At 55.9% G+C, this 22,716-nt stretch carries 21 protein-coding genes; 14 read left to right on the top strand and 7 right to left on the bottom strand.

Annotation, left to right across the window (positions count from 1 at the left end):
- Positions 1–11: 11 nt before the first annotated feature.
- Both HUS66_RS18005 and HUS66_RS04210 read right to left on the bottom strand, forming a co-directional pair.
- Complete coding sequence (locus HUS66_RS18005; protein WP_340162742.1) at positions 12–2,489, bottom strand: flagellin; 2,478 nt, start codon at positions 2,487–2,489, stop codon at positions 12–14.
- Between the two features lie 229 nt (positions 2,490–2,718).
- Positions 2,719–2,919, bottom strand: a complete 201-nt coding sequence (locus HUS66_RS04210) for a hypothetical protein (protein WP_175069700.1) — start codon at positions 2,917–2,919, stop codon at positions 2,719–2,721.
- 56 nt (positions 2,920–2,975) lie between these two features.
- On the opposite strand from HUS66_RS04210, the gene HUS66_RS04205 reads away from it, so the two are divergent.
- Positions 2,976–3,329, top strand: coding sequence for a hypothetical protein (locus HUS66_RS04205; RefSeq protein ID WP_175069699.1), 354 nt, complete (start codon positions 2,976–2,978; stop codon positions 3,327–3,329).
- Between the two features lie 161 nt (positions 3,330–3,490).
- Here the strand turns inward: HUS66_RS04205 and HUS66_RS04200 are convergent, their stop codons facing one another.
- From HUS66_RS04200 to HUS66_RS04180, 5 genes are all read right to left on the bottom strand, one after another.
- Complete coding sequence (locus tag HUS66_RS04200) at positions 3,491–4,270, bottom strand: sulfotransferase domain-containing protein (RefSeq protein ID WP_175069698.1); 780 nt, start codon at positions 4,268–4,270, stop codon at positions 3,491–3,493.
- A 20-nt stretch (positions 4,271–4,290) separates the two neighbouring features.
- Positions 4,291–4,983 carry a sulfotransferase family 2 domain-containing protein gene (locus tag HUS66_RS04195; RefSeq protein ID WP_175069697.1) on the bottom strand — a complete coding sequence of 231 codons (693 nt, stop codon included), beginning with the start codon at positions 4,981–4,983 and terminating at the stop codon, positions 4,291–4,293.
- Positions 4,984–5,000: 17 nt separating this feature from the next.
- A complete protein-coding gene (locus HUS66_RS04190) occupies positions 5,001–7,316 on the bottom strand; it encodes a glycosyltransferase family 4 protein (RefSeq protein ID WP_175069696.1) in 2,316 nt (771 codons plus the stop codon).
- Between the two features lie 169 nt (positions 7,317–7,485).
- On the bottom strand, positions 7,486–9,216 hold the full coding sequence (locus HUS66_RS04185; RefSeq protein ID WP_175069695.1) for a flagellin: 1,731 nt from the start codon (positions 9,214–9,216) through the stop codon (positions 7,486–7,488).
- Between the two features lie 153 nt (positions 9,217–9,369).
- Positions 9,370–10,083, bottom strand: coding sequence for a putative metalloprotease CJM1_0395 family protein (locus HUS66_RS04180; RefSeq protein ID WP_175069694.1), 714 nt, complete (start codon positions 10,081–10,083; stop codon positions 9,370–9,372).
- Positions 10,084–10,135: 52 nt separating this feature from the next.
- Between HUS66_RS04180 and HUS66_RS04175 the strand changes: the two genes are divergently transcribed.
- The 13 genes from HUS66_RS04175 to cheW all read left to right on the top strand — a co-directional run bounded on the left by HUS66_RS04175 (position 10,136) and on the right by cheW (position 22,366).
- Positions 10,136–10,450 carry a DUF2835 family protein gene (locus tag HUS66_RS04175; RefSeq protein ID WP_340162735.1) on the top strand — a complete coding sequence of 105 codons (315 nt, stop codon included), beginning with the start codon at positions 10,136–10,138 and terminating at the stop codon, positions 10,448–10,450.
- Positions 10,451–10,576: 126 nt separating this feature from the next.
- The gene (locus HUS66_RS04170) at positions 10,577–12,283 is read left to right on the top strand and encodes an HD domain-containing phosphohydrolase (protein WP_175069692.1); all 1,707 of its coding nucleotides are present in this window, start codon (positions 10,577–10,579) and stop codon (positions 12,281–12,283) included.
- A gap of 145 nt (positions 12,284–12,428) precedes the next feature.
- Complete coding sequence (fliD, locus tag HUS66_RS04165; protein WP_340162734.1) at positions 12,429–13,841, top strand: flagellar filament capping protein FliD; 1,413 nt, start codon at positions 12,429–12,431, stop codon at positions 13,839–13,841.
- Between the two features lie 59 nt (positions 13,842–13,900).
- Positions 13,901–14,320 carry a flagellar export chaperone FliS gene (fliS, locus tag HUS66_RS04160; protein ID WP_112053435.1) on the top strand — a complete coding sequence of 140 codons (420 nt, stop codon included), beginning with the start codon at positions 13,901–13,903 and terminating at the stop codon, positions 14,318–14,320.
- Between the two features lies 1 nt (position 14,321).
- Positions 14,322–14,729 (top strand): flagellar protein FliT, encoded by a 408-nt coding sequence (gene fliT, locus HUS66_RS04155; protein ID WP_175069691.1) that lies wholly within the window; start codon positions 14,322–14,324, stop codon positions 14,727–14,729.
- Between the two features lie 935 nt (positions 14,730–15,664).
- Positions 15,665–16,060 (top strand): flagellar hook-length control protein FliK, encoded by a 396-nt coding sequence (locus tag HUS66_RS17730; RefSeq protein WP_175069690.1) that lies wholly within the window; start codon positions 15,665–15,667, stop codon positions 16,058–16,060.
- The gene (locus HUS66_RS04145; RefSeq protein ID WP_112053432.1) at positions 16,057–16,332 is read left to right on the top strand and encodes an EscU/YscU/HrcU family type III secretion system export apparatus switch protein; all 276 of its coding nucleotides are present in this window, start codon (positions 16,057–16,059) and stop codon (positions 16,330–16,332) included. The genes HUS66_RS17730 and HUS66_RS04145 overlap by 4 nt, the downstream gene beginning before the upstream one ends.
- Positions 16,333–16,709: 377 nt before the next feature.
- A complete protein-coding gene (gene flhD, locus HUS66_RS04140; protein WP_309251207.1) occupies positions 16,710–17,069 on the top strand; it encodes a flagellar transcriptional regulator FlhD in 360 nt (119 codons plus the stop codon).
- Complete coding sequence (gene flhC, locus HUS66_RS04135; RefSeq protein WP_112053430.1) at positions 17,066–17,662, top strand: flagellar transcriptional regulator FlhC; 597 nt, start codon at positions 17,066–17,068, stop codon at positions 17,660–17,662. Before flhD ends, flhC begins: the two co-directional genes overlap by 4 nt.
- Before the next feature lie 173 nt (positions 17,663–17,835).
- Complete coding sequence (motA, locus tag HUS66_RS04130; RefSeq protein ID WP_175069689.1) at positions 17,836–18,714, top strand: flagellar motor stator protein MotA; 879 nt, start codon at positions 17,836–17,838, stop codon at positions 18,712–18,714.
- Positions 18,711–19,643, top strand: coding sequence for a flagellar motor protein MotB (gene motB / locus HUS66_RS04125; RefSeq protein WP_175069688.1), 933 nt, complete (start codon positions 18,711–18,713; stop codon positions 19,641–19,643). The genes motA and motB overlap by 4 nt, the downstream gene beginning before the upstream one ends.
- Before the next feature lie 39 nt (positions 19,644–19,682).
- Positions 19,683–21,872 (top strand): chemotaxis protein CheA, encoded by a 2,190-nt coding sequence (gene cheA / locus HUS66_RS04120; protein WP_175069687.1) that lies wholly within the window; start codon positions 19,683–19,685, stop codon positions 21,870–21,872.
- The gene (gene cheW, locus HUS66_RS04115; protein WP_175069686.1) at positions 21,872–22,366 is read left to right on the top strand and encodes a chemotaxis protein CheW; all 495 of its coding nucleotides are present in this window, start codon (positions 21,872–21,874) and stop codon (positions 22,364–22,366) included. The genes cheA and cheW overlap by 1 nt, the downstream gene beginning before the upstream one ends.
- The last annotated feature ends 350 nt before the right edge of the window (positions 22,367–22,716 follow it).

The raw sequence follows: 22,716 nt of genomic DNA, 5'->3' as shown, positions 1-22,716 counted from the left end.
TCACTTGAGTATCAACCCAATAGAGACAGTGCGTTCAGCGGCAACTGGTTGGCCTGGGCCAGCATCGACGTGCCGGCTTGCTGGAGAATCTGTGTCTTCGTCATGCGTGAGACCTCGTCAGCGTAATCAGCATCCATGATGCGTGAGCGTGCTGCCGAGAGGTTGATGTTGGTTGTCTCATTGCCCGTGATCACTGACTCTAGTCGGCCTTCCATGGCTCCGAGATGACTTCGCTTGGCGTCTACCATCCCGATAGCACGGTCCAGTGCCGCCAAGGGGTTGCGGGGTACCTGAAAGCGAAAGTCTTCACCGGCTTCCTGAATGCGCAGACGCGTTTGGGGGTCGCCCTGATCGTTGAAGCCGTCACCATCGGTGAATACGAAGAACTTGTCATTACGGCTCTGATCCAGCTCAGTGGGATAGTAAACGACAACCTCGCCACTACCATTCTTGGTTTTTAGCAAGATCTCGCCTTCGCCATCATGATCGACGAGCGTGGCAGACTTGTAGCCGCCGAGTAATGAGCTTTCACCGGGCAGTTCGAAATAATAGTTGCCGTCTTCGTTCTCCTGCAGGACGTTCTCATAGACCCGCCCTTCGGCATCGGTGTATTCGACCGAGACGTTGCGAGGATCGATCGTCACCGTCGACACGCCGTGTACTTTTTCGACGACATGCTCGTCCACGCCGAGCACGGTGGGGCTGGCTTGATCGGTGGTGGTGGTATAAGCGGTCGGCTTGCCATTGGCATCCAGTTCCACTTCTAGTTCGGCGTCGTAGTAGCCATAGCCGCCCCCGCTCAGAGTGCCGCGGATGACCCAGCCTTGGTCGCCGGACCGCTGTACAAGCTCAGGGTCACTGACGTCCAAGTCGTTCGGGAAGTTGGCGGTGACACCGGCTTGCAGGAAGTCGCTGACCTCGGGGGACTGGGTGATGCCGAGGTCCCCCGGTCCCTCGTCGATTATGCCGCCCTGGCTCAGAGTCAGCAGGTCCGGTCCGGCGAAGGTGTCGCCGGCATGGCCGATGTCGAGCTCCGTCTGCACATTGGTGATGTCATGGTACTGATAGCTGCCTGACGCCCCGGTGCGTAGGAAGTACTCCACGCTGCTATCATTATCATCCTCATATTTGACGATTGTGGGGCTAGTGGTGTCCTCGAAGCTGATGTTGTCGAAATCATCGATATCGTAGGTCTCGCCACCGAACTCGAAGGCATTGACTTGCGTGACCGTCTGGTCGACTTGCGACGGGTCGCTGGCGAGGGCCGACGACGACACCCGCAGACGATCCTGGATATCATCGACCTGGTGGTAATCGATATCGCTGCCGCTGCCATTCTTGACGTAATAGTGATCGTTTCCGTCGAGATCGGTGCCCATCACCAGTTCCGGCGAATCGGGGCTGGCCACATCAGGAAAGTTGACGGTGTCGTATTCATCCTGTTGGTAGCTGACAGTATTGCCGCCGCGCTCGATGGTGATGGTATCTCCGGGGGCGACGCCGGTGTAGTAGCCACTGCCATCGAGTGCGTTAGCGTCAGGTTCTATCTCGGCCGTGGCAGCCGAGCTCTCATCGAAGGACACGGAAAAACCCGCTTCCCGATAGGTGACGCGATCATCCACTTCCTCTTCGATATAGAAGGTGTCTTCTACGTTGAGCAAACGTTGCCCCGGTGCCAAGTTCGTAATGGCGGTTTCATCCAGAGCACTATGGGTCTGGTAGAGGGCCTGGGGATTGGAGACCGTGACGACGCTTTCGTCCGTGGCGGTCTCGTGGGTGGCCTGGACATCGACGCGCGAGAAGTTGCCAGATCCCGTGCTGACGTAGTAGTTGCCCGGCTCATCGACCTCATCGAGGGTGTAGAGCGTCTGTTCCGCGCCGGGTGGGTAGTTTACCGTCGTGCGCGCGTCCGCCAGCACGATATCCTCGGCCTTGCCGACCAGGGTGTCCCGCTCGGTCGCGGTGCCCGGCACGCCAGCCACATTGAAGTCTTCAAGACCCAAGGCTTCGACGCTAAAGCCCGGTGGTGAGAGATCGATACCCAGTGTCTCGCCATCATTGGCACCGACTTGCAGGTCCACTTTCCCAGCCCGGCCATCGAGCAGCGGAATGCCGTTGTAACCCACGGATTCGGCCAAGCGGTTAATCTCTTTGAGGTTCTGGTTGATCTCCGCCTGAACAGCATCTTGGTCGCTGGTCCGCAGACTGCCATTGAGTCCCTGCACTGTCAGTTCGCGGATACGTTGGAGATTGTTATTGATTTGATCCAAGGCGCCTTCTGCCGTCTGCGACATCGAGATGCCATCGTTGGCGTTGCGTTGCGCCATGGCTTGACCAGTGATCTGGCTGCTCATGCGGTTGCCGATAGCTTGCCCTGCCGCATCATCCTTGGCTCCATTGACTCTCAGGCTCGAGGAAAGCCGCTCCATGGCGGTACTCAAGCTGTCCTGCGCTTGAGCTTGGTGTTGCTGGCCGGTCAGTGCCATCAGGTTGGTACGGATCTAAACCATTCTGCTTCCTTGCATCACGGTAGGGTTGTCAGTTCGTAAAGTGCCTACCGGCATCAGAGCCGGCCGCTTTAGCCTTGGCTGATAAAAAATGGCTGAGTTAGACAATTCCAGACATCTTGGTGGAATTAGCCCCTCTTGATGTAGTCGGAGAGAGCTGAGTTGTCTATGCCGCTGGATGTGTGAGGGGGTAGTTCCCATCAAGTTGGGCTTACGGGTGATCGTTCAGCATTGTCAAGGTGTGGGCACGCTGATCCTTAACGGCCTGGTCATGGATAGCGAGTAGCCTGTCGTAGTCTACTTGCATCTGCCCCTTCATGCCGGTGGCTTCGAAGCGTTCGATCAGCTCTTTGGTGTCGTGGATAAGCTCGTCTAGTTCCTGGATTACTCGTTCATAGTCGCTTTCTTGCATTATCTTCTCATAGTCAGGAGGGAGAACGGCTATGGCTCGGCATAGTGCGAGCGGATATGCTGATGGAGGTGCCTCAATCGCTCAATGGCGGCCGCTTCATCCTTATCCAGCTCGATATCGGGGCCGCAGAACCGACGGCTGACATCCAGCTCAGACAAGGTTGCCTCATGGCGCTTGGCGAGGTTATCGATATTCATGCGGATGATGGTGAGTTAAAGTTCAAGTTCAAGTTCAAGTTCAAGTTCAAGTTCCAGTTCGGTCTTAAGTTCTTCTTCGCGCTGGCGGGCGTCGTCGCTTTCTTGCCGCTTGATGCTTTGCGCCAGGGTGTGATTCACGAAACTATGCATGGACGCCAGCTTGGGGAGGATATCGCTGATGATCCCTCGTGCCGGAATAAAAACATTTGTTAGCGTTATTGGCTGGTCTCCTATTTGGGTGCCGGGCGTAGTGTGAGTTATATAATCATTTTACAATGATCAATATTTTTTGATATTATGGCAGCCTCAAGCTGAGTTGCATATTTTTGCTTAAGGCTACCTGTTGGGCGAGTGATGTGACGATGATGTTGCCGCTACACAGAAAGCCTGCTTTTTAAATCATTTAGATCAATTTTGAATCTTTCTGTCGCGGTGTCGATGAAGAAGATATCATCGTCACTCAGGTGCTCATGGTAAGCGCCCACTTTGCCGCTCCTTACCTTGTAGCTATCATTGTCGTTGGTGTTAGCTGCCCTTAACGCCGATGTTGAAAAATATTGGTTCTTTTCCATTTTTTTCATATTGTCAAAGGAGCAATGATGGATGGCTTCAGCGAGCATGTTTTCATCTATACTTGAAATTCCGATAAAGTTAAGGATTTTCTTTACCGTAAAATGGGTATTGCTGTGAAGGTCTTCATAAGAAGCTACCATTATTTCGCCAGGTATGTGCTTGGATTGTATCCAGCTTTTATAAAAGGAGAGGATTTTGTAGGCACCGAGGTGGTCGTCATACAAAAAATCAGAAATTGAGCCGTTGAATATATTTATTCTCTTGGTCGCCTGAAAGTAAGCGGATACCAGTGTGTCTTTTATATCTCGGGTAAGGAGGAGTACTTTTTTTTGGCAGTACTCCTCTCTTTTTGCTAATATTTCTTTGTAATGCTTTCTTTGTAGCATCGCCGATTGGTCATGGTCGAATTTTACGGGGTTTAGTCCTAGCTCTCTGGTGAGCTCTTCGACTTCTAGCATTCTGGATTCGTCGATGCCATATTTAAGCGATATGAATTTTCCGATTATGGCGCGTAGCCAGGTTCTTCCACTTTTCGGGTAAGAAATGATATATGTCGTTTCTTTTTGGGGTGTGGGGTCCATGGAGATGTCCTATCGGCGGGTTAAATGGCAACCACTTTTCGATGGTCTCTGGGGTAGCCTAGCGTTTTATAATCGGGTGTATAAAAGTTATATATCCTTTCTTCCAAATCTTTATCTATGTAGTTGTGGAAGTTGATGTCTAATTTGTCTTTGTTTTCATGGGGAGGAGTTCCCTTTAGGGAGTATTTCTTTGATAGCCAGCTTTTCCACTCGCCTTCATAATATAAGACGTTTGTGTTTCCATCGATGAAGTCTATTTGATGGCGAATATGGTTGTCTCGTATGGTTTTGTCTTTTTCGTGGTCCCTAAAAGCATTGTTGGCATAAAGGTTGATGTAGTGATCAATCAGAGAATCGGTGACCCTGCTAACACCCTTTTCTTTGCAGAAGTTGGGGAAAAAATACTTCAACTCTGATGCAAAGCGCGTCAAGGGGTGTCGGACGATGCAAAATCCGGAAGTGAAGTCACCCCATTTGGAAAAGTCACAGGCAGTGGCATGCTGTGGGCTGACACCTTCTGGTGGTTTCCCTTCCATTTGGCATTGCCAGATGTTGTATCTTTGCCGAAAAATATTCCCTGTTCCAATATTTAGCAGGTGAAGGTTTGATATCATCCAGCCATTATCGGCGAACCAGACATATAGCGATGTGCCGGCTGTCTTGGGGATGTGCGAGAAAATGACTCTCTCGTTTCCTTTATATAGAATAGGCATGGCCGATCCAGTGCTGGTTAAAAAATGATTTTTCCAGAAACCAAGATGTTGTCATCCTTGGTTTCTTCTACTTCATGGTTGTGTGGTGCTGTGTCTTCATCTGCATTATGCGCCTTGCCTTTGTTTGGCATGGAGGTGGCAGAGTTGTATAAGTTTATTCCATTTGAGATATGGATTAAGTACATGTCCGCCATGTTTTTATCAGTTTTTGATATGAATGCATGTACTTCATCGCTAGGGAGATAGAAGCTGTGAAGAATAAGGATTAGCTTCTTTTTGTCGGCGTCTGCCATCTTCGCTAAGCGATCTTGGCTTGGTAAGAAAAGTGCAGTAGTGCTGTTGCTGGCTGCCATCTCTTCGGGGTTGAGTTGGTGTATGCTATTTGATCTATATAACTGAAAGCCTCGATGTGCCATTTCCTCATTGATGTCATCAATGTCTGGCTGGTTGCAATGCGTGGATTGAATGCTGGACCTGGCTTCAATTACCAGGGTGTCTTTTATGGCGTTGTCTCCATTTTGCAGAATTGCAAGGCTGTCGCTGAGGTGATCGAGAATCAGCCAGTCAAGGGTGTTCAGTCCTTTAATGCTATCCAGGCGAATGCTCTGAATGGGGAGTTCTACGATGACCTGCGCGCCTTGGCGGTAAGCTTCTGGCACCTCTTGCGCAGGAAGCGGTTTCAGCGTGCTTGTCAGTAAGGGGTCAAGGCAAATATGGAGAGTAGTAGGGGTGCCATCTCCCAGCAGGGCGTGGGGGAAGATCTGAATATCGTCGCTACCTTCGTAAAGCGCCAAGTTTTCAACTTGGCTGGCGGGGTCGAATGCAATGATAGCGAGTGCTTTATTCTTTAGCAGTGTGTTTGTCTTGCTGTTTTTGAGTAGTGTGGCGGAGTTATCCAGCACGATGACCTGGCTGTCTAGCTGCCAGTCGACATCTTTCCGGAAGAGTGACGTAGGCTTGCTCGAAGGCTCATTGTGGCCGTTAGGTGACGGATGCTGTTGAGATTGTGGTTGTGGCGTAGTTGAGACCCGGGTGAACGCCGGCTTGCCCGCGGTGCCGGCCAAGTGATGCTTGTGGCCCTTGCGTTGCAGTCTGAGAAAGTCCTTGTTGCCTGCGCGTTTTTTGACCAATGGACCCAGCGCTCTGGTGAGGCGTCGCGTGCTGACATCGATATGGTGTCTTTCTCTACCCACACGCCATGCTTTTTCCACGTATTCTTCATACAGCGATGCACCATTGAACAGGTTTACAACGGTCTCGAAGAGTGGCTGTAGCTCGTCATCCGTCATGCTGTGCTGATAAGGGGGCTCATAGCATGCCTCGGGAAAGTCCAGTATTACACCGGCGTCTTCAATTAATCCCGCGCTGCCGCCATGATTGCTGACAATGGTTGGTATGCCGTTGAGCATCGCTTCGGCCAGCACCCTGGCGCCGCTTTCCCACCACAGGCTGGGGGCCAATAATACGCGTGCGCGCTCGTATATTGGTCGCATATCGTTGGTATTGGCCGTGACAACCACGTTCGGCAGGTTATCGCGTTCTTGGCCAAGCCGGCGGGTCGTCTCGCGTAGCACATGTTGCCAGTCGGCCCGGGCTTCCACGACTTCCAGGGTGATATCCGGTCGCTCACGCTCCAGCTTCAGTGCTAGCTGGACAATGATGCTTGCCCCTTTTTCCCATGAGGGATTGACGAATAGCAGGTGTTTACGCTGATGGTGTGTGGCGATGAATTTATCTGGGTCGATAAACTTGCCAACAGGACTCGCCCTAAAACCAACTTTCTGGTGGTACATCTGGGCCGTCGCCTCGCTGTCGGTCAGTACTAGATCGACGTCGCGCGACCAGCGTGGCGACATGTAATTACCGTTAGCCAGGTAAAAGGCGGAGGGAATTCCTCGCGCGCGCGCTTCATCGGCGATCAGTAAATCCAGTGTTTGACCACCATAAAACCAGACTACGTCAGGCTTAAAGCTATCCAGTAGGTAAAGATACTGACTATACCATAGGCTTTCCTCGTGGGCGGTTATGTTCTTACGATACGTGTTTTTTGTCACCAGCAGCTGGTGAGTGAGCTGCCCGTCGGGCACGTCTATCAGCTGATGGGTTTTTGCAGGCGTCTTTTTTAAGTGGCTTTTTAGCTTTCCGGCGCCTTTCGGGTTGTCGAAGATCGTGCACCCTAGCGTCTGAACGTCGTAACCCTGAGCAAGCAGTTGGTGGAGCATTTCACGTACGCTCATGCTGGCGCCGCTGGAAGTGTCCAGCAGGCAGAAGGCGTTCGCCCATAGCAGGCGAGGCTTACGATAGTGGTGTGTGGTGGTATTTTTGGGGGGCATGGGAAACTCTTATAACCAGTTGTGGGCCTCCTCCATCTTAGCGAGGCTGGTTGAGAAGGAAGGGTGAGAAAGGGCAGGCATTTCAGTTGTTTTTGGCGAATAAAAAAACCGGCCCCTGAGGGCCGGTCTATCAAGTGCCTTAGGAGACAAGGCTCCCAGTGCTTTCGCCTTAACCGAGCAGGGAAAGCACGCCCTGCGGGATCTGGTTGGCCTGCGCCAGTACGGAGGTGCCTGCCTGCTGCAGGATCTGGGCGCGGGTCATGTCCGCGACCTCGGTGGCGTAGTCGGCATCCTCGATGCGCGAGCGAGCAGCCGAGAGGTTGGTCTCGGTGGTGCTCAGGTTGGTGATCGCAGAATCGAAGCGATTCTGGATGGCACCCAGGTCGGAGCGCAGAGCATCGACGTCGCTAAGCGCCGAGTCCAGGGCCTGGAGGGGGTCTTCAGTCTTGGTGCCCGGGCTGGTGGCCTCGGTGGTAAGGCTGCCGCTTTCATCGACGAAATACTGATTCGCCGCATTGTCGGTAATGTTGCCATTCTCGCGGACAAAGAGCTCGGTGTCGGTGGTGTCGGTATCTACCAGGGTCGAGCCGTCGTCGGCGCTGACGTACACCGCATCTCCGGAAGAATCCTCGACGACACTGCCGTCACTTTGGATGTTGATGTTTTCCGCCGTGCCCGATGTTTGAACCGTGGTTTCAATGGTGTTGCTGTTATCGGCTGCGAGCGTGGTGAGTTCATCGCTGGTGACGGTTACACCGGAGAGTGTGGCGTCACTATCGGCAGCACCATTGGACTCAATAGTCGGCCCGCCATCGATGGCTAGTTTAATGTTGCCTGCTGCGTTGGCGTCAGCAGAAATAGCAGCAGTTACATTGGTTGCACTGGCGGCGGCTGAGCCAGAACCACCGTCGTTGAGAGTCAGCTCATCATTCCCTGTGAGGTACAGCTGATTGCCGTCTGTGTCCGTGATGTTGCCCGTGCTATCGATCAGTACGTCCTGGGATCCGCCACTGAAGGTGTAGGTGGCGCTGGTGGGGGCCTCGGCGGTACCGGTGGCCAGGGCGGCGGCATCGCTGCCGCTGAAGGCGGTTACGTCAGGCAGACTAAAGCTGCCGGAACCGTCACTGGTTAGAGTGGCACTGCCACCAGAAATGGTGCCGCTGGCAAGGCCGAATTGAGTCGCGTCGGTGATAGCACCGCCACTGGTGACATCGACGGTGTCGCCGCTTGACAGCTGTGACAGCACATCCGAGGCAGTAGCCGCTGTGTTGCTTTGTTCAAGCGTATAGTCGCCCGACCCAGTGGATACGGAGACGTTAGCGGCGACCTTGAGGTCATCTTCGGTTGCGGCGGTATTTTCGATCTCGGCCTGACCATCGACATTGAAGTTGCTCAGGCCCAGGGTTTCGGCGTTGATCTGGCTCAGGCTGATCGAAATGCTTTCACCGTCGTTGGCGCCGACTTGGATGGACAGCTCCTGATCGCTGTCCAGCACTTTGGTGCCATTGAAGCTGGTCTCTTCGGAGATGCGGTCGATCTCGCCCAGCCGCTGGTTGATCTCGTTCTGGATGGAGGTCAGGTCTTCCTGGTTGTTGGTGCCGTTCTGGGCCTGAACGCTCAGTTCACGGATACGCTGCAGGTTGTCATTGACCTGGTTCAGCGCACCTTCGGCGGTCTGGGCAACAGAGATGCCGTCGTTGGCGTTACGCTGTGCCTGAGAGAGACCGGTAATCTGGCTGGACATGCGGTTGGCGATGGCCTGACCGGCGGCGTCGTCCTTGGCGCTGTTGATGCGCAGGCCGGAGGAGAGGCGCTCCATGGAGGTGGTCAGGGCGTTCTTCGACTCGTTCAAGTTCTGCTGACCGATCATCGAAGTGATGTTGGTATTGATCACGGACATAGTGATTTCCTTCCAAGCTGTTGAGGGCTCCATTGGCGGGCCCGTCACGTTAGCGCTCCGGGCCTGCCGCAACGGCGCCGTTGGCCGTTACCCTAGTTATCGGAAGGCGCCCGCAAAGCTTTAGGGGCTTGATGCAGATTTTTTGATACGACCTCAGGCTGAAGGCTGAAAGGCCGATTGGCCGTCGGCTGAAGCGTCCGGCTGCTGGGGCACGTTGGTTGTGTTGCGGGCGCCGTCCATCTCGCGCTGCTGCATGGCGAGCTCCAGGCGCGCAGCGATCAGGTGCTGGTTGGCTTGGGCGGCGACCTTGCGGTCCTGCGCCGAGGGTTCGGCGGGAGCAGTAGCCGCGGCGCGAACCTGTTCCATCTTGTCGATGGTGGCGGCAGGATCGCCGGGCACGGGGCTTGAGTCGATTGATACTTCGCCGGCTACGGCATACTGCTGGCCATCCGGGCCTCGCTCGTACTCATACTCGATGCGCCCGGCGTACTGGCCGCCCGAGCTCTGATGAGCGTGTTCGTGCTGGCGCACTTCGCGGTCGGTTTGCTTGAGCCGGTCGAGCTGTTGTAGCTCGGCTTCGGTCAATACCTCGCCGTTGGCCTTTTTATGCTGGGCCTCGGCACGCTCGGAGGTATCTGACTTGCTGGTAGTCTTGCTATCTGTTTGTTGGCCTGGCTCGGCGGCATCTGCCTGTTTGGGCGGCTGTATCCTGGAGGTGGCCTGGGCATTGGTCGCTTGTGCGGAAATTTGTGCCGACTGGTGGGCGGATGCCTTGTCACTGGCGGCTCTGGATGCCGCGGCGGCCTCTACTTGCCCGGTGGGACGCTGGACAGTGGGCTGAAAGGCTGTGATGGGAGCGACCTGCATGGCATCACCTGTGATTGGGGGACGGCGCTAACGACGCTTAGTCGGTAAAGTAGTGTCATCAGTATTTCCTCATGGCGTCGCCATCGCAAGCCAAGAGGGCGGGCAGTGGATTAGCATAAACAAGGAGTGCGCGGTGCCGAGTGTCGATATCTGGCTGAGTCTAAGCCGCAAGCAATGCCTGGATTACTACGAGGGGCAGGTGCAGCAGGTATACGCTCAAGCGTTGGATGGGCGCCGCGTGGCATTTCCCGCTAGTGCCTTGAGCAGGGTAGTGGGCAAGCACGGGGTAGAGGGCTATTACCGCCTGAGTTTTTCCACTGAGGGGCGGTTCGAGTCGCTGACGAGCATAACGGGCGCGGGCCGGTGAGCGCCGTTAGCCGGTCTTTAGTAGCCTTAAAGATTTGTTATATCAAGCCGATAGCAAAAAACATGGACGTTTCTGCCCGCACAGCGGCGGCTGCGTGGGCAGTACAATCGAAGAGACGAGGATGGGATGGCAGAAGCTGCTAGCGACTACGAGCCGGTAAACAGTGCGCGTGATATTCAAGGGTTGCTGGATGTCTTGAGCGAGCCGGGTGGCGCTTCGCTGATGCTTGATAAGCCAGTGAGCCAGCCGCTCCCTGTTTTGTTGATGGAGGTTCGCGCGGATGAATCGCTGGTATTGGATATTAGCGCCATTCGTGAGGTTGCGGGGGACCTGAAGCGAGGGCTTGGCTTCCGGTTGCTGGGCCAGGCGCGATCCAAGCTGGTGCGTACGCCGGTGCTGAACATCTCGCAGGCCTACGAGCTCGAGGGTCGTCTGTTATGCGAGGCGCCTTACCCTGAGCAGTTGGAGGTGTTGCAGCGTCGTGACAATTTCCGTGCCGAGTTGACCATGAGCATGGACACCACCGTGCTGCTGGGGCATTCACAAGGCCATGAGCCTTTGCAGGGGGTGCTCAAGAACCTTTCGCTTGAAGGTGCGCTGGTGGTTCTGCCGTTGGGAACGGGATCGGTGCTGGCCTCTGCATCATCGACAATACGGCTCAAGCTGATCTTTCCCAATGGCAGTCAGTTGGAGGTCAATGGGGCCTTGCGTCACGATCACTCGGACCATGAACGACAGGTCATGTTGGCGGGCTTTGAGTTCATCGGATGCAGCCCCGAGCAAGAAAGGCAGCTCTGGTTCTTCGTGCGTGAGATCGAGCGTGAAGCGGCTCGGCGTGCCAGAGAAAGTGCCAGTGAAGGGAAGCCGACAAAGGAACCTTCCCCGTTGTTTCAGGCGAGTGAGCAGAAACCCATTCAATCGGCAGCACATCATCGTGAATTTGCCACGCCCATGGCGCGAAGGCTGTCACGCCTTGCCGCCTATCTGGATAACCAGCTCTTTGCGCTGAAGCAAGGTCGCCACCTGGATGCCATTCAGTTGTCACGCCATGCCGATCGGCTATTGGCATTGTTGGATGAAGACCGGGAGGCGGTGCTTTTTGCACTTGTCTGCATGCAGCGTGAATCGGTGTTGGTTCAGCATGGGTTGGCCGTGGCCGTTCGGCTGGCGGATATCGCCGGTCAGCACTCCATGCCCCGGGACCTGCGCAAGGCCTTGTTGGCCTGTGCCATGGTGCACGACTTGGGCAAGGCGCTATTGCCGGAGAACGTACGTCAGGCAACGTCACTGGATCAGGCTCAGTACCGCGAGCTTCAGGTTCATGTAGAGAGTGTCATGCGCAGTCTTGCGCAATGTAACTGGTTGTCTCGTGCGGTCACTCAGGCGGTGGTTGGCGGTGCCAACGAGCGCCTGGACGGCTCTGGCTACCCGCGTGGATTAAAAGGTGAACAGCTGCACGAGCTTGCGCGGCTAATGGCGGTGGTGGACGTCGTCGATGCGATGGGGCGTGAGCGCCCTGACCGTCCTGCCTGGGCTATCGATGCCATCTATAAACACCTGCTGGAACAGCCGCAACTGTTCGATCAGCGCTGGGTTCAGCGCTATGTCCGTCACTTTGGCATCGCTCCTATCGGTACCCTGGTGCGCTATGCCGGTGGTGAGTTGGCCTGGGTGTTGCGGGTGGATGCGCAGGGGCAGCCTTCCCGCGTTCTGCTGACCGAGCATATCGCTGCGCCTGAGCCGAAGACGCTGGGTGCCATGCTGGAGGGAAGGGCGTTGGCCCAGCTTGGCAAGCCAACCGAGAGGGTTGTCGTGCCGGCAAGCGATTCTTGAACACGGACTGCTTGAGGGTGCGGTGGCGGTCTCAATGACCAAGGGCAGATTGCGTAATGTGTTCCTCAAGTTCTGATGCTGGGCGCCGATAGGTGAAATAACGGCAATTTAAGAAGCTATTCGGCCCCTCGCGGTGGCGCTCTACTTGGCAGAATGGCTCGCAACAGGAGGCACCGGCATGGCGACGATTTCATCCCTGGGTATCGGCTCGGGGCTCGATCTCAATGGGCTGCTTGATCAGCTCAAAAGCGCTGAGCGTGAAAAGCTCGCGCCCATCACGCAGCAACAGCAGAGCTACCAGTCGCAGATTTCTGCCTATGGTCAGCTTGAGAGTGCGCTGACCCAGTTTCAAGATGCTGCCGCTAAGCTGAATGACGCCGAGTTCTTTCAGGGCGTGACCAGCGAGGTAACTGGCGATGCCGTGACGGCAGCAGGGGGCAGCGACGCTGCGCCCGGCAGATACGATATTGAGGTGACTCAGCTCGCCCGGGCTCAGAGCCTGGCCGCCAATGGTGTAGCCAGCAGCTCTGAACGCCTGGCATCCGCGGGAACACTGACGGTAAGCGTGGGAGGCGGCGACGATACGGTCATCGAGGTCACTGCCGACAGTACGCTTGAAGACGTGCGCGACAGTATCAATGCGTCGGGTGCAGGCGTGCAGGCGTCGATAGTCAATGATGGTGGCGGCTTCGATGGTAGTGGCACTGTTGACCAGCCTTATCGGCTGGTACTGACATCCGAGGCGACCGGCACCGAGTCTCAGATAACCGTAGCTTTTAGCGATACCGGTAGTGACCTGGGTATGGCGATAGACGGTATGACAGAGTCAGTCGCCGCCGCCAATGCCAAATTGAGCGTCAATGGCATCGATATTTCCAGCCAGTCCAATACCGTCGAAGGGGCGGTGCAGGGTGTGACGCTCTCCATTGCCGAGACGGGTAGCGCGACCCTTGGCGTCGAGCGTGACAGCGGTGCTGTGAAGTCTGCGGTTAAAGGCTTCGTCGACAGCTACAACAAGCTGCAGGAGAAGATGGCGGACCTGACCAGCTTCAATGCAGAAACCGGTGATGCGGGTGAGCTGCTGGGCGATAGCACGCTGCGTAGTGTCGAGTCTCAACTTCGTAATGCCTTGGGTGGCAGTGCCGGGGATGGCACGTTCCAGATGCTTTCGGATGTCGGCATTAGTCTTCAGGTCGATGGGACGCTCGAGCTCGATGAAGAAAAGCTAGGAGATGCAGTCGACAATGACCTGGCCGCCCTCAGTGATTTTTTCACCGGTACCGATGAGGCAGGCGGCTTGGCTGGTCAGGTCGATGGCGTGCTGGGGCGCATGTTGGAAGAAGGTGGCTTGATCGCCAACTCGACGCAGGGCCTTGAAGATAGCATCGAACGCTTGGGTGAACGCTACACGCGCACTGAGGAAAATATCAACGATACGATTGCTCGCTATCGTGAACAGTTCGCTCAACTGGACAGCATGATCGCCAATATGAACTCGACGAGTAGCTACTTGACTCAACAGTTCGACAATATGAACGCTCAGCTGGGTAGAAACTAACTGCCTGAACAGCACCAGAAGCGTCAGTCACCAATTATGCTGAATACGAGGAAAGGACCATGAGTGCCATGAGAGGAGCCGCCGCTTACAGCAAGGGAGCCAAGGCCTACGCTCGCGTCGGCGTTGAGAGCGGCGTCATGTCGGCTACACCGCATCAGCTCATTGCCATGCTGTTTGACGGTGCGCAGGCATCGATTCGTAAGGCACGCATCCATATGCAGGATGGCAATGTGCCGGAGAAGGGCCTCGCTATTTCCAAGGCGTTAGATATTGTCAATAACGGCCTGCAGGCCGCACTCGATGCGGAAAAGGGCGGGGAAATTGCTGAGCGGCTGTGGTCGCTTTACGACTACGTGGCTCGCCTGCTAATGGAAGCTAATCTACGTAATGACCTCGAACGTCTTGATGAGGCCTCGGCACTTCTCGAAAATATCGGTTCTGCCTGGCGCGAGATCGGTGGCCGGTCTGACGGGGTGTGACATGACTGAGCGGCGGTTCGAAGAAGGCGATGGTGCCCATGACGATATTATTTCCGGTTATGAGGCGCTGTTGGAGCGCTCTAGCCGAATGCTCGCCTTTGCCTGCGAGGAAGACTGGAGCCGCCTGCTTGAGGAAGAGGCTGACTACGTCATCGAAGTCGAACGGCTATCGAGAATCGAGGCCGGTAAAACATTGGATGTCGTGCAGCGCGAGCGCAAGGCATCGCTGCTGGAGCGTATTCTCGAAGATGACCTGGAAATTCGCCGTCGCCTAAACAAGCGGCGTGACGAGCTTGGCGCACTGCTGGATGCCAGCCGGCGCAAGCGTTCGGTTGATAGCGCATATGGAGGCGCGGCGGGGTCTCAGGTGCTTGGCGGTCCTTCGCGATTCAAGAAGGGTGATGCTTGAGTGGCATAACGCCTTTGATCGATACCCTGCTCCATCAGGTATTGGGGAAGCGGGTCGATGTGCCCGTGCCGCGGGAGCTCAATGCTCCGGTGCAGCCTTCGAGCCCGAGCGATGCCGTTCAAGCACTGCGCAGTGACTCTCGGCTAGACCCTAGACAGGGAACGGTTTCATCGCCGTTAGTTGGCCGTTCCCAGGGGCAGGGGGTCTCTCCTTCCGATCTATCCCGGCCCGGTGCTCAGCCTTCCACCCAAACGCATTTCAGCGCATCGGCGCAAACCATCGCCAGCGTGCTCGAGCGTTTTCCGGCGCCACCCTCCACGCTACGCGTACAGGGCCCCTTGCTGCCAGCCGAGGCGAGTACGGCGCCATCGACTCAAGTCGCCTCTCGTCTACAGCAGAGCATCGAGACAAGTGGGCTTTTTTACGAATCACATTTGGCCAAGTGGTACCGTGGCGAGCTGCCTCGACAGCAGCTGGCGCTCGAACCTCAAATGAATCGCGCTAATAGCGCCAACCTCTTTCAACAGTTGACACCAGTCACGTCGGCGCCGTCGCCGATGTCAATGCCATTGCCTGCGCCCGCGTCTCTGTCGGGTTCCGCCTGGGCGAGCATTCTTGTGGGCTCCGTGCCGATGGCTGGCCCAGAGGCCAGCGCTCAACGTGGGGGAGGCGGTTCAGTGCCTGTTGCGACCGGCGGCTCCGCCAGTTCAGCAGCCCAAGCAGGAGCCGGAGCATCTCTTGGGTCTAATGCTTCTTCAATGGCGCAGACGTCAGGCGTTAGTCCTAACCCTGCTGGCGGAAGCCCGACGCATCAGGCTTACCAACAAGTTGGTGGCGCTGAGCGTGCAGAAATACCCCTGCCTGCCGCTGGTGCGGAGCGTTCACATCATGCCTCGGCGAGTGTGGATGGCCTTGATGACGCACAGCAGAACGTGGTGCGTCATCAACTGGAAATGCTCGCGACTCCGTCGCCGGTATTGCGCTGGGAAGGGGATGTCTGGTCGGGGGTGTTTATGGCGCTCGTCTTACAGATGCCGCAGGGAGGACAGCGCGGTGGCGAGCAATCAACATCTGATGAGGCTGACGAAGAAGCCGATCAGGGGGCGTGGCAGACGCAAATGTCGCTGCAGGTGGCGGGACTGGGGAGTCTGGATGTGATGCTGCGTTTTGCTCCCAAGCAGCTGGATATTACGCTGTCTGCCGAGAATCAGGAGGTTCTGGCCCGGCTGCATACTGGTGAGGCTGACTTGCGTTCGCGTTTGCAGGCCTGCGGCTTTGAGGCCGTCGGCTTGCATATGGTCGAGCGGCAAGGCAAAGGAGGCTCGGTGTGAGCGCTAACTCTCGGGGCGAGCGGCGCCAAGCGGTGGCGTTAGCCTACCATCAAGGTGAACGGGCGCCGCATGTCGTTGCCAAGGGCTACGGCGACATGGCGGATCGCATCATCGAAGCGGCCAGGGAAAACGATATTTTTGTCCACGATGCGCCTGCATTGGTCAACATGCTGATGCAGCTCGACCTTGATGAAAAGATCCCACCAGAACTCTACCAAGTTATTGCTGAATTACTGGTCTGGGTGCGTGACCTGGCGCCCCAATCCGATTGATGCATGGGGGGGAGGATTGCGTCATGTTGTTAATGATTATGATCCTTATGTTCTTCCAGCCTTCCGGAGGGTTGGCCAGTAATGAGCAAACTAATTTCTTTTCATGTAAAGAAAAGAAAAAAAATGTGTATTAAGGAAAATTGCGTTGCCCGCGGCTAGCATTTTTTCATCGCCTGCATGGGGCTTGGTTCGCAATTTGCGGCCTTTTACCCCCGCTTTCCCCCGTTACCTATTTGTAACCCGTCAGCAAAGGTTCGCTTGCGCACGGTTGAAAATGTAATGCTAAAAAACTAACAATGGTCAAAAGATAGATCAGACAGTCCCATAAAAAAAGCTGACACACCTAGTCAGACAAGGACTGATCGTTTGATAATTGCATGCCTTCGCAGGGGTCAGGAATGGTTAATGAGCAGCTCCTGGATGAAATCCAGGATTTGAATCTGTCGTATTTGCTATTGGCGCAGCGCCTACTAGCCGACGATCGGGCCACGGCCATGTTTCGGCTCAAGGTCGATGGAGAGATGGCGGACCTTCTAACCTCACTCTCGGCGCGGCAGCTGGGTCAGCTCTCACGCACTAACCAATTGCTTTGCCAGTTAAGCTTGGGTGACGCTACTCAATTGCAGGCCCTGGTTCGGCAGAGGCGCGAACATGGCCTTATCCACACGCATGCGTCAATGATCCTGTCACAGGCTCCATCCACTTCGACATGCCATTCAACGGGAGGCATGGCATGAGTGAAAAGAGCCTAGTGATGGAGATGCAGCAGATCCAGATGGCTGTTGAGTTGATTGAGCTTGGTGCCCGGCTGCAGGTACTGGAAACCGAAACTGACCTCAGTCGCGGTCGTTTAATCAGGCTTTATAAGGAGGTGCGCGGCATGTCGCCTCCCAAGGGGATGCTGCCATTTTCCACGGACTGGTTTATTACATGGCTTCCTAATATTCACTCGTCGCTTTTTTATAATTACTACTACCGCCTGCTAGAAGATTGTGAATGTGATCGTATGGAGGCCTTTGTCAAGGCCTTTCGGCTTTACCTCGAGCAAGTCGGCCTGGACGGCGCCGAGCCGGTTCTGGGCCTGACGCGTGCTTGGACGTTGGTGCGCTTCTTCGAGAGTGAGCTGCTGGAGCTGGCTACCTGCACATCGTGCCGTGGTCAATACGTGGCTCATGCGCATACGCCGACTCAGGAGTTTGTGTGCGGGATCTGTCAGCCGCCCTCAAGGGCAGGTAAGACTCGCAAGCGTATGGCCAAGGGGAAAGACGCAGCGCCCACCTCCAGCTTGGCCACACCTGAGCATCGTGCCGCAGCATCGCGCATGTCGTGAGTAAAAGCTTGGTGTAGGACATTGCCTCCCTGCTTAAGCCCTGGCCCGACCGCCAGGGCTTTTTCGTTGGGTCGCTCCCTGGCCGACCTTTTTTCGCTTCTGGGCCTCAAGGCCGTCGACACCTTGCCGATAGACATATAAGACGCTATTCGCCGCAGTGAAGGACGTAGCTTGTGTTTATACCTCTCGGGTTCATTATCGTAACGCTATCGGTATTCGGCGGTTTTGCCCTCGCCGGTGGCGAGCTAGGCCCTCTCTACCAGCCCACCGAATTTCTCATGATTTTCGGTGGTGCCTTGGGTGCATTTATTGCTGCCAACAACGGCAAGGCAATGAAGGCGACGATCAAGAGCTTTTCCAAGCTCAAGCGTACGGCCAAGTATGACAAGCAGACCTATATGGAAGTCATGGCAGTGTTGTACAAGCTGCTGAGCAAGGTCCGTCGCGAAGGGATGCTGGGTATCGAGCGAGATATCGATGCGCCTGAGGATAGCCCGCTGTTCACCGAGCATCCGCGGGTCGTCAATGATCCCATGATCATGAATTTTATCACTGACTATTTACGCCTGATGGTCAGTGGCGGCATGGATCCCCATCAGCTGGATGAGCTGATGCTTCATGAGATTGAAGCCTTCGAGCACGAGGCACACATCCCTGCTGATGCCTTGGCAAAGGTCGGTGACGGCCTTCCGGCATTCGGTATCGTGGCGGCGGTCATGGGGGTGGTGAAAGCACTGAGCTCCGCGGATGCCGGACCCGAGCAGATGGGCGTGATGATTGCTCATGCCCTGGTGGGGACTTTTCTCGGTATCTTGCTTGGCTATGGCTTCTTCAATCCACTGTCGAGCCGCATTGACCGTCAGGTTCAGGAAGGCGTCAAGATGCTGCAGTGCATTCGCGTGACGCTGCTTGCCAGTCTCAATGGCTATGCGCCGCAACTTGCCGTGGAATTTGGCCGCAAAGCGCTGCACAGCGACGAACGTCCCGGCTTTGCCGAGCTTGAAGAGCATGTGCGATCCGCCAAGGCCTCTGCTGGAACGGGAGGCGCATGAGTTCGCAGGGCCCCCCCATTGTCATCCGGCGCAAGAAAGTCGTTCATGGTCACCATGGTGGTAGCTGGAAAATTGCCCTGGCCGATTTCATGACGGCTTTGATGGCGCTTTTTTTGGTCCTGTGGATCCTCTCGTCGGCGAGTCGAGAGCAGCGTCAGGGCGTGGCCGAGTATTTTAGTACGCCATTACTGACAGCTATCGCGGGTGGCGAAAAGCAAGCCAACACTCGCAATGTCATCCCTGGTGGTGGCCCCGACCCGACCACTACCGAAGGTGAGCGTGAGCGCATTGATCGGCGCATTGATCATCGGCCAAGCGAAATGCAGCAGCGCTTCAAGGACCTGCGCCGCAGCGTGGAAAACGCCATTCAGGCCGACCCTGTATTGCGTGAATTGCGCAACCAGCTGCGTTTTGATATGACGCGCGAGGGCTTGCGCATCCAGTTGGTCGATACTGACAAACGCCCAATGTTTGAACTGGGGAGCGATCAGGTCGCCCCTTACATGCGCCGTTTGCTTCGGACGCTGGCGCCTCTCCTCAATGAAGTGCCAAATCCGATCAGTATCAGTGGCCATACCGATAACGTGCCGTATCTGGGTGGGCTGCAGGGCTACAGCAATTGGGAGCTCTCTAGCGACCGCGCCAATGCTTCGCGCCGAGAGTTGGTCGCTGGAGGGCTTGAGCCTGACCGGCTGCTGAGAGTCGCAGGTATGGGCGACCAAGTGCCGATTCCGGATAGCGAGCCCGGTGATGCGATTAATCGTCGTATTGCGTTAGTGGTGTTGTATCAGCAAGTGGCCGATCACATCCGAAATCAAGGCGCTCGAGGCGAAAGGGTAGGGCAGCCGCCCATAAAGAATGAGCAGGGAAATTCCTTGCCGATTGAAGAATTCCTAGAGGGCGTGAGCCAGCCGGTAGGCGCTCAATGACTCCTGTCGGCCGGTTATATGATCAGTTCGGGGACGAACATGGATATCAGTGAATTTTACGAAACATTCTTTGAAGAAGCCGAAGAGCTGCTCGGTGATATGGAGAGGCATCTGCTTGAGCTGGATGTCGACGAGCCCGATCCAGAACAGCTAAATGCGATCTTTCGAGCGGCGCATTCAATAAAGGGTGGTGCCGGCACTTTCGGCTTCGATGTCTTGCAGCACACTACCCATCTGCTCGAGAACCTGCTCGATTACACGCGTCACGGCGAGCTGGTGCTACGCAGAGATATCGTCGACACCTTTTTGGAAGCCAAGGATATGCTGCACGATCAACTTGATGCCTATCGACAGGGTGGCGAACCCGACCCTGAAGCCTTCGAGCGCATCTGTCAGACCTTAAAACAACTCGCTCTTGATGAGATGGGCAAGAAGGTTGGCGATGATGCGCCGGGAGCTGCATCAGCAGCCAAGGCCGAGCCTGAACCGACGCCGCCGTCTCAGGAAGGGTCGCCTGGCGTAAGTGGTGGTGAAGACAGTGCAGAGGGGCGGTTGAGTATTGCGCTGCTGGGTATCGCCGACAAGGACCGCGAGTTGCTGGTCGAAGAGCTGGCCAACTTTGGTGAAATCATCGAGCGTCGCGGTGACAGCAGTCGCTACGAGGTGCTGCTGGAGACTTCGACCAGCGTCGATGATATCGAAATGGTGATGTGCTTCATCGTCGAGCCCGAGCAACTGGAAATAGTTGCGGCTGGCGGTCCGGCGGCCGACGTTTCAGATGCTGCGGCTCGGTCTGATGCGGCTCAGTCGGATGTGGGTGCGTCAGGCAAAGCGGCTGAGAAAACTCCTCAGCAAGGTGAGGCGACAGCAAAGGCTCAGGAAAATAAGCCACAGGAAAAACAGTCACCGGAAAAGTCGCCTGAGCCACCTGCCAAGGTGGAGTCGAGCAAGCCTGCCAACAAGGCGCAGGATAATAAGGCCAAGGCCAAACCCAAGGCGGCGAGCAGCGGTGAGTCTTCGATTCGTGTGCCGGTCAACAAGGTCGATCAGATCATCAACCTGGTCGGCGAGTTGATCATTACCCAGTCGATGCTGGATCAGACCGTCAGTGAAATGGATGCGACTCAGGGTGGTGCATTGGTCAATGGCATGAGCCTCTTGCAGCGCAATGCCCGCGACCTGCAAGAGGCGGTCATGTCGATCCGTATGGTGCCGATGGACTATGTCTTCAGTCGCTTTCCGCGGCTGGTGCGAGACCTGGCCGCCAAGCTCGACAAGAACGTGGAACTCGTCACCGAAGGTGAGTCCACTGAGCTCGACAAGAGTCTCACCGAGCGCATCATCGACCCGCTTACTCACCTGGTGCGCAATAGCCTCGACCATGGCATCGAGTCTCCGGATAAGCGCGAGGCAGCTGGTAAATCCCGTACTGGGCGCCTGACCCTCTCGGCGCAACATCAGGGCGGTAATATCCTGATTGAGGTCAAAGACGATGGCGCCGGCTTGAATCGCGAGAAATTGCTGGCCAAGGCGGAGGCCAACGGCGTTCCTACTGCTGAGAACATGAGTGATGACGACGTTTGGCAACTCATCTTCGCGCCCGGTTTCTCTACCGCTGACCAGGTCAGTGATGTTTCAGGGCGCGGTGTCGGCATGGATGTGGTCAAGCGCAACATCCAGGCGATGGGTGGCCATGTCGAGATCCAGTCTCGTCAGGGACAAGGCACTACCACCCGCATCGTGTTACCGCTGACCCTGGCGATCCTTGATGGCATGTCGATCAAGGTCGGCAACGAGATGTTCATTCTACCGCTCAGCACGGTGCTGGAGTCGCTTCAGCCGCGCAAAGAAGACATTTATGCCATGGCCGGTGATGACGTGGTGATGAAGGTGCGGGATGAATACCTGCCGGTTGTCGCCGTTCATCAGGCCTTGGACGTCGCCGAAGCCGAGACCGAGCCGACCAGTTGTATCGCTGTGATCGTGCAGGGCGAAGGTCGCCGCTATGCCTTGCTGGTTGACGATTTGATCGGTCAGCAGCAAGTGGTGGTCAAGAACCTGGAAACCAACTATCGCAAGGTCTCCGGCGTGTCCGCGGCCACCATACTCGGTGATGGCAGCGTGGCCTTGATCCTGGATGTCACTGACCTGCATCGCCTGAGCCGAACCAAAAGAGAGGCGCTGAGCGCCCGTCGCCAGACCACGCCTGCCAAGGAGGTAGAAGTATAATGACAGACCTGAATGCCGCCAGTGCCGCTGCTACAGAGGCACATAGCCGTGAGTTCCTGGTGTTTTCACTGGGGGATGAAGAATATGCCATCGATATTCTCAAGGTGCAGGAAATTCGCGGCTACGAGAATGTCACGCGCATTGCCAACGCGCCGGAATTCATCAAAGGGGTGACCAACCTGCGTGGCGTGATCGTTCCGATCGTCGATCTGCGCATCAAGTTCCACCTGGAAAATGTCGAGTACGGCGGACAGACGGTGGTGATCGTTGTCAATGTGGGCGAGCGGATCGTCGGTATCGTCGTGGACGGGGTTTCCGATGTGATGACGCTGACACCTGAGCAGATCAAGCCTGCTCCAGAGTTCGGGGTCACCTTGTCGTCCGATTACTTGAGCGGTCTCGGCAGCCTCGAGGATCGGATGTTGGTGCTGGTCGATATCGACAAGCTGTTGACCAGTGAGGAAATGGCGCTGGTGGATACCATCGACGCCTGATGCTGCCTGGTATCGCCACTTTCATCGCCCGGTCATTGCCGGGCGATGTCATTTTGATGCAATTTTTTTCTTGCCTTGCACTTCCTTCCTAAAGACCTGCCCGCTTCCGGCCGATAACCCCTTTAGATTCGACAGTACGTTTCGACAGTACGTTTCGACAGTACGTTGCGATAGCACGCTCGACATGTGACGAGTTTGTCCATGAGCGAAGCTGATCGAAAGTGAGTCTTAGCAAGGCAATAACGACAACAACCGCCCCATCATTTCGCCCTGACGATACGGCGAGGGTTGTGGCTGCCGGCCTGAGAGGGCGGTGGTGACGCTCAATTATGGACGGCGTCAGTAGCTGG

This window comes from Onishia taeanensis, from assembly GCF_013349955.1.
GTDB lineage: Bacteria > Pseudomonadota > Gammaproteobacteria > Pseudomonadales > Halomonadaceae > Onishia > Onishia taeanensis_B.
The sequence above is the reverse complement of the archived record's forward strand: the minus strand, read 5'-3'. Positions and strand labels throughout refer to the sequence as shown.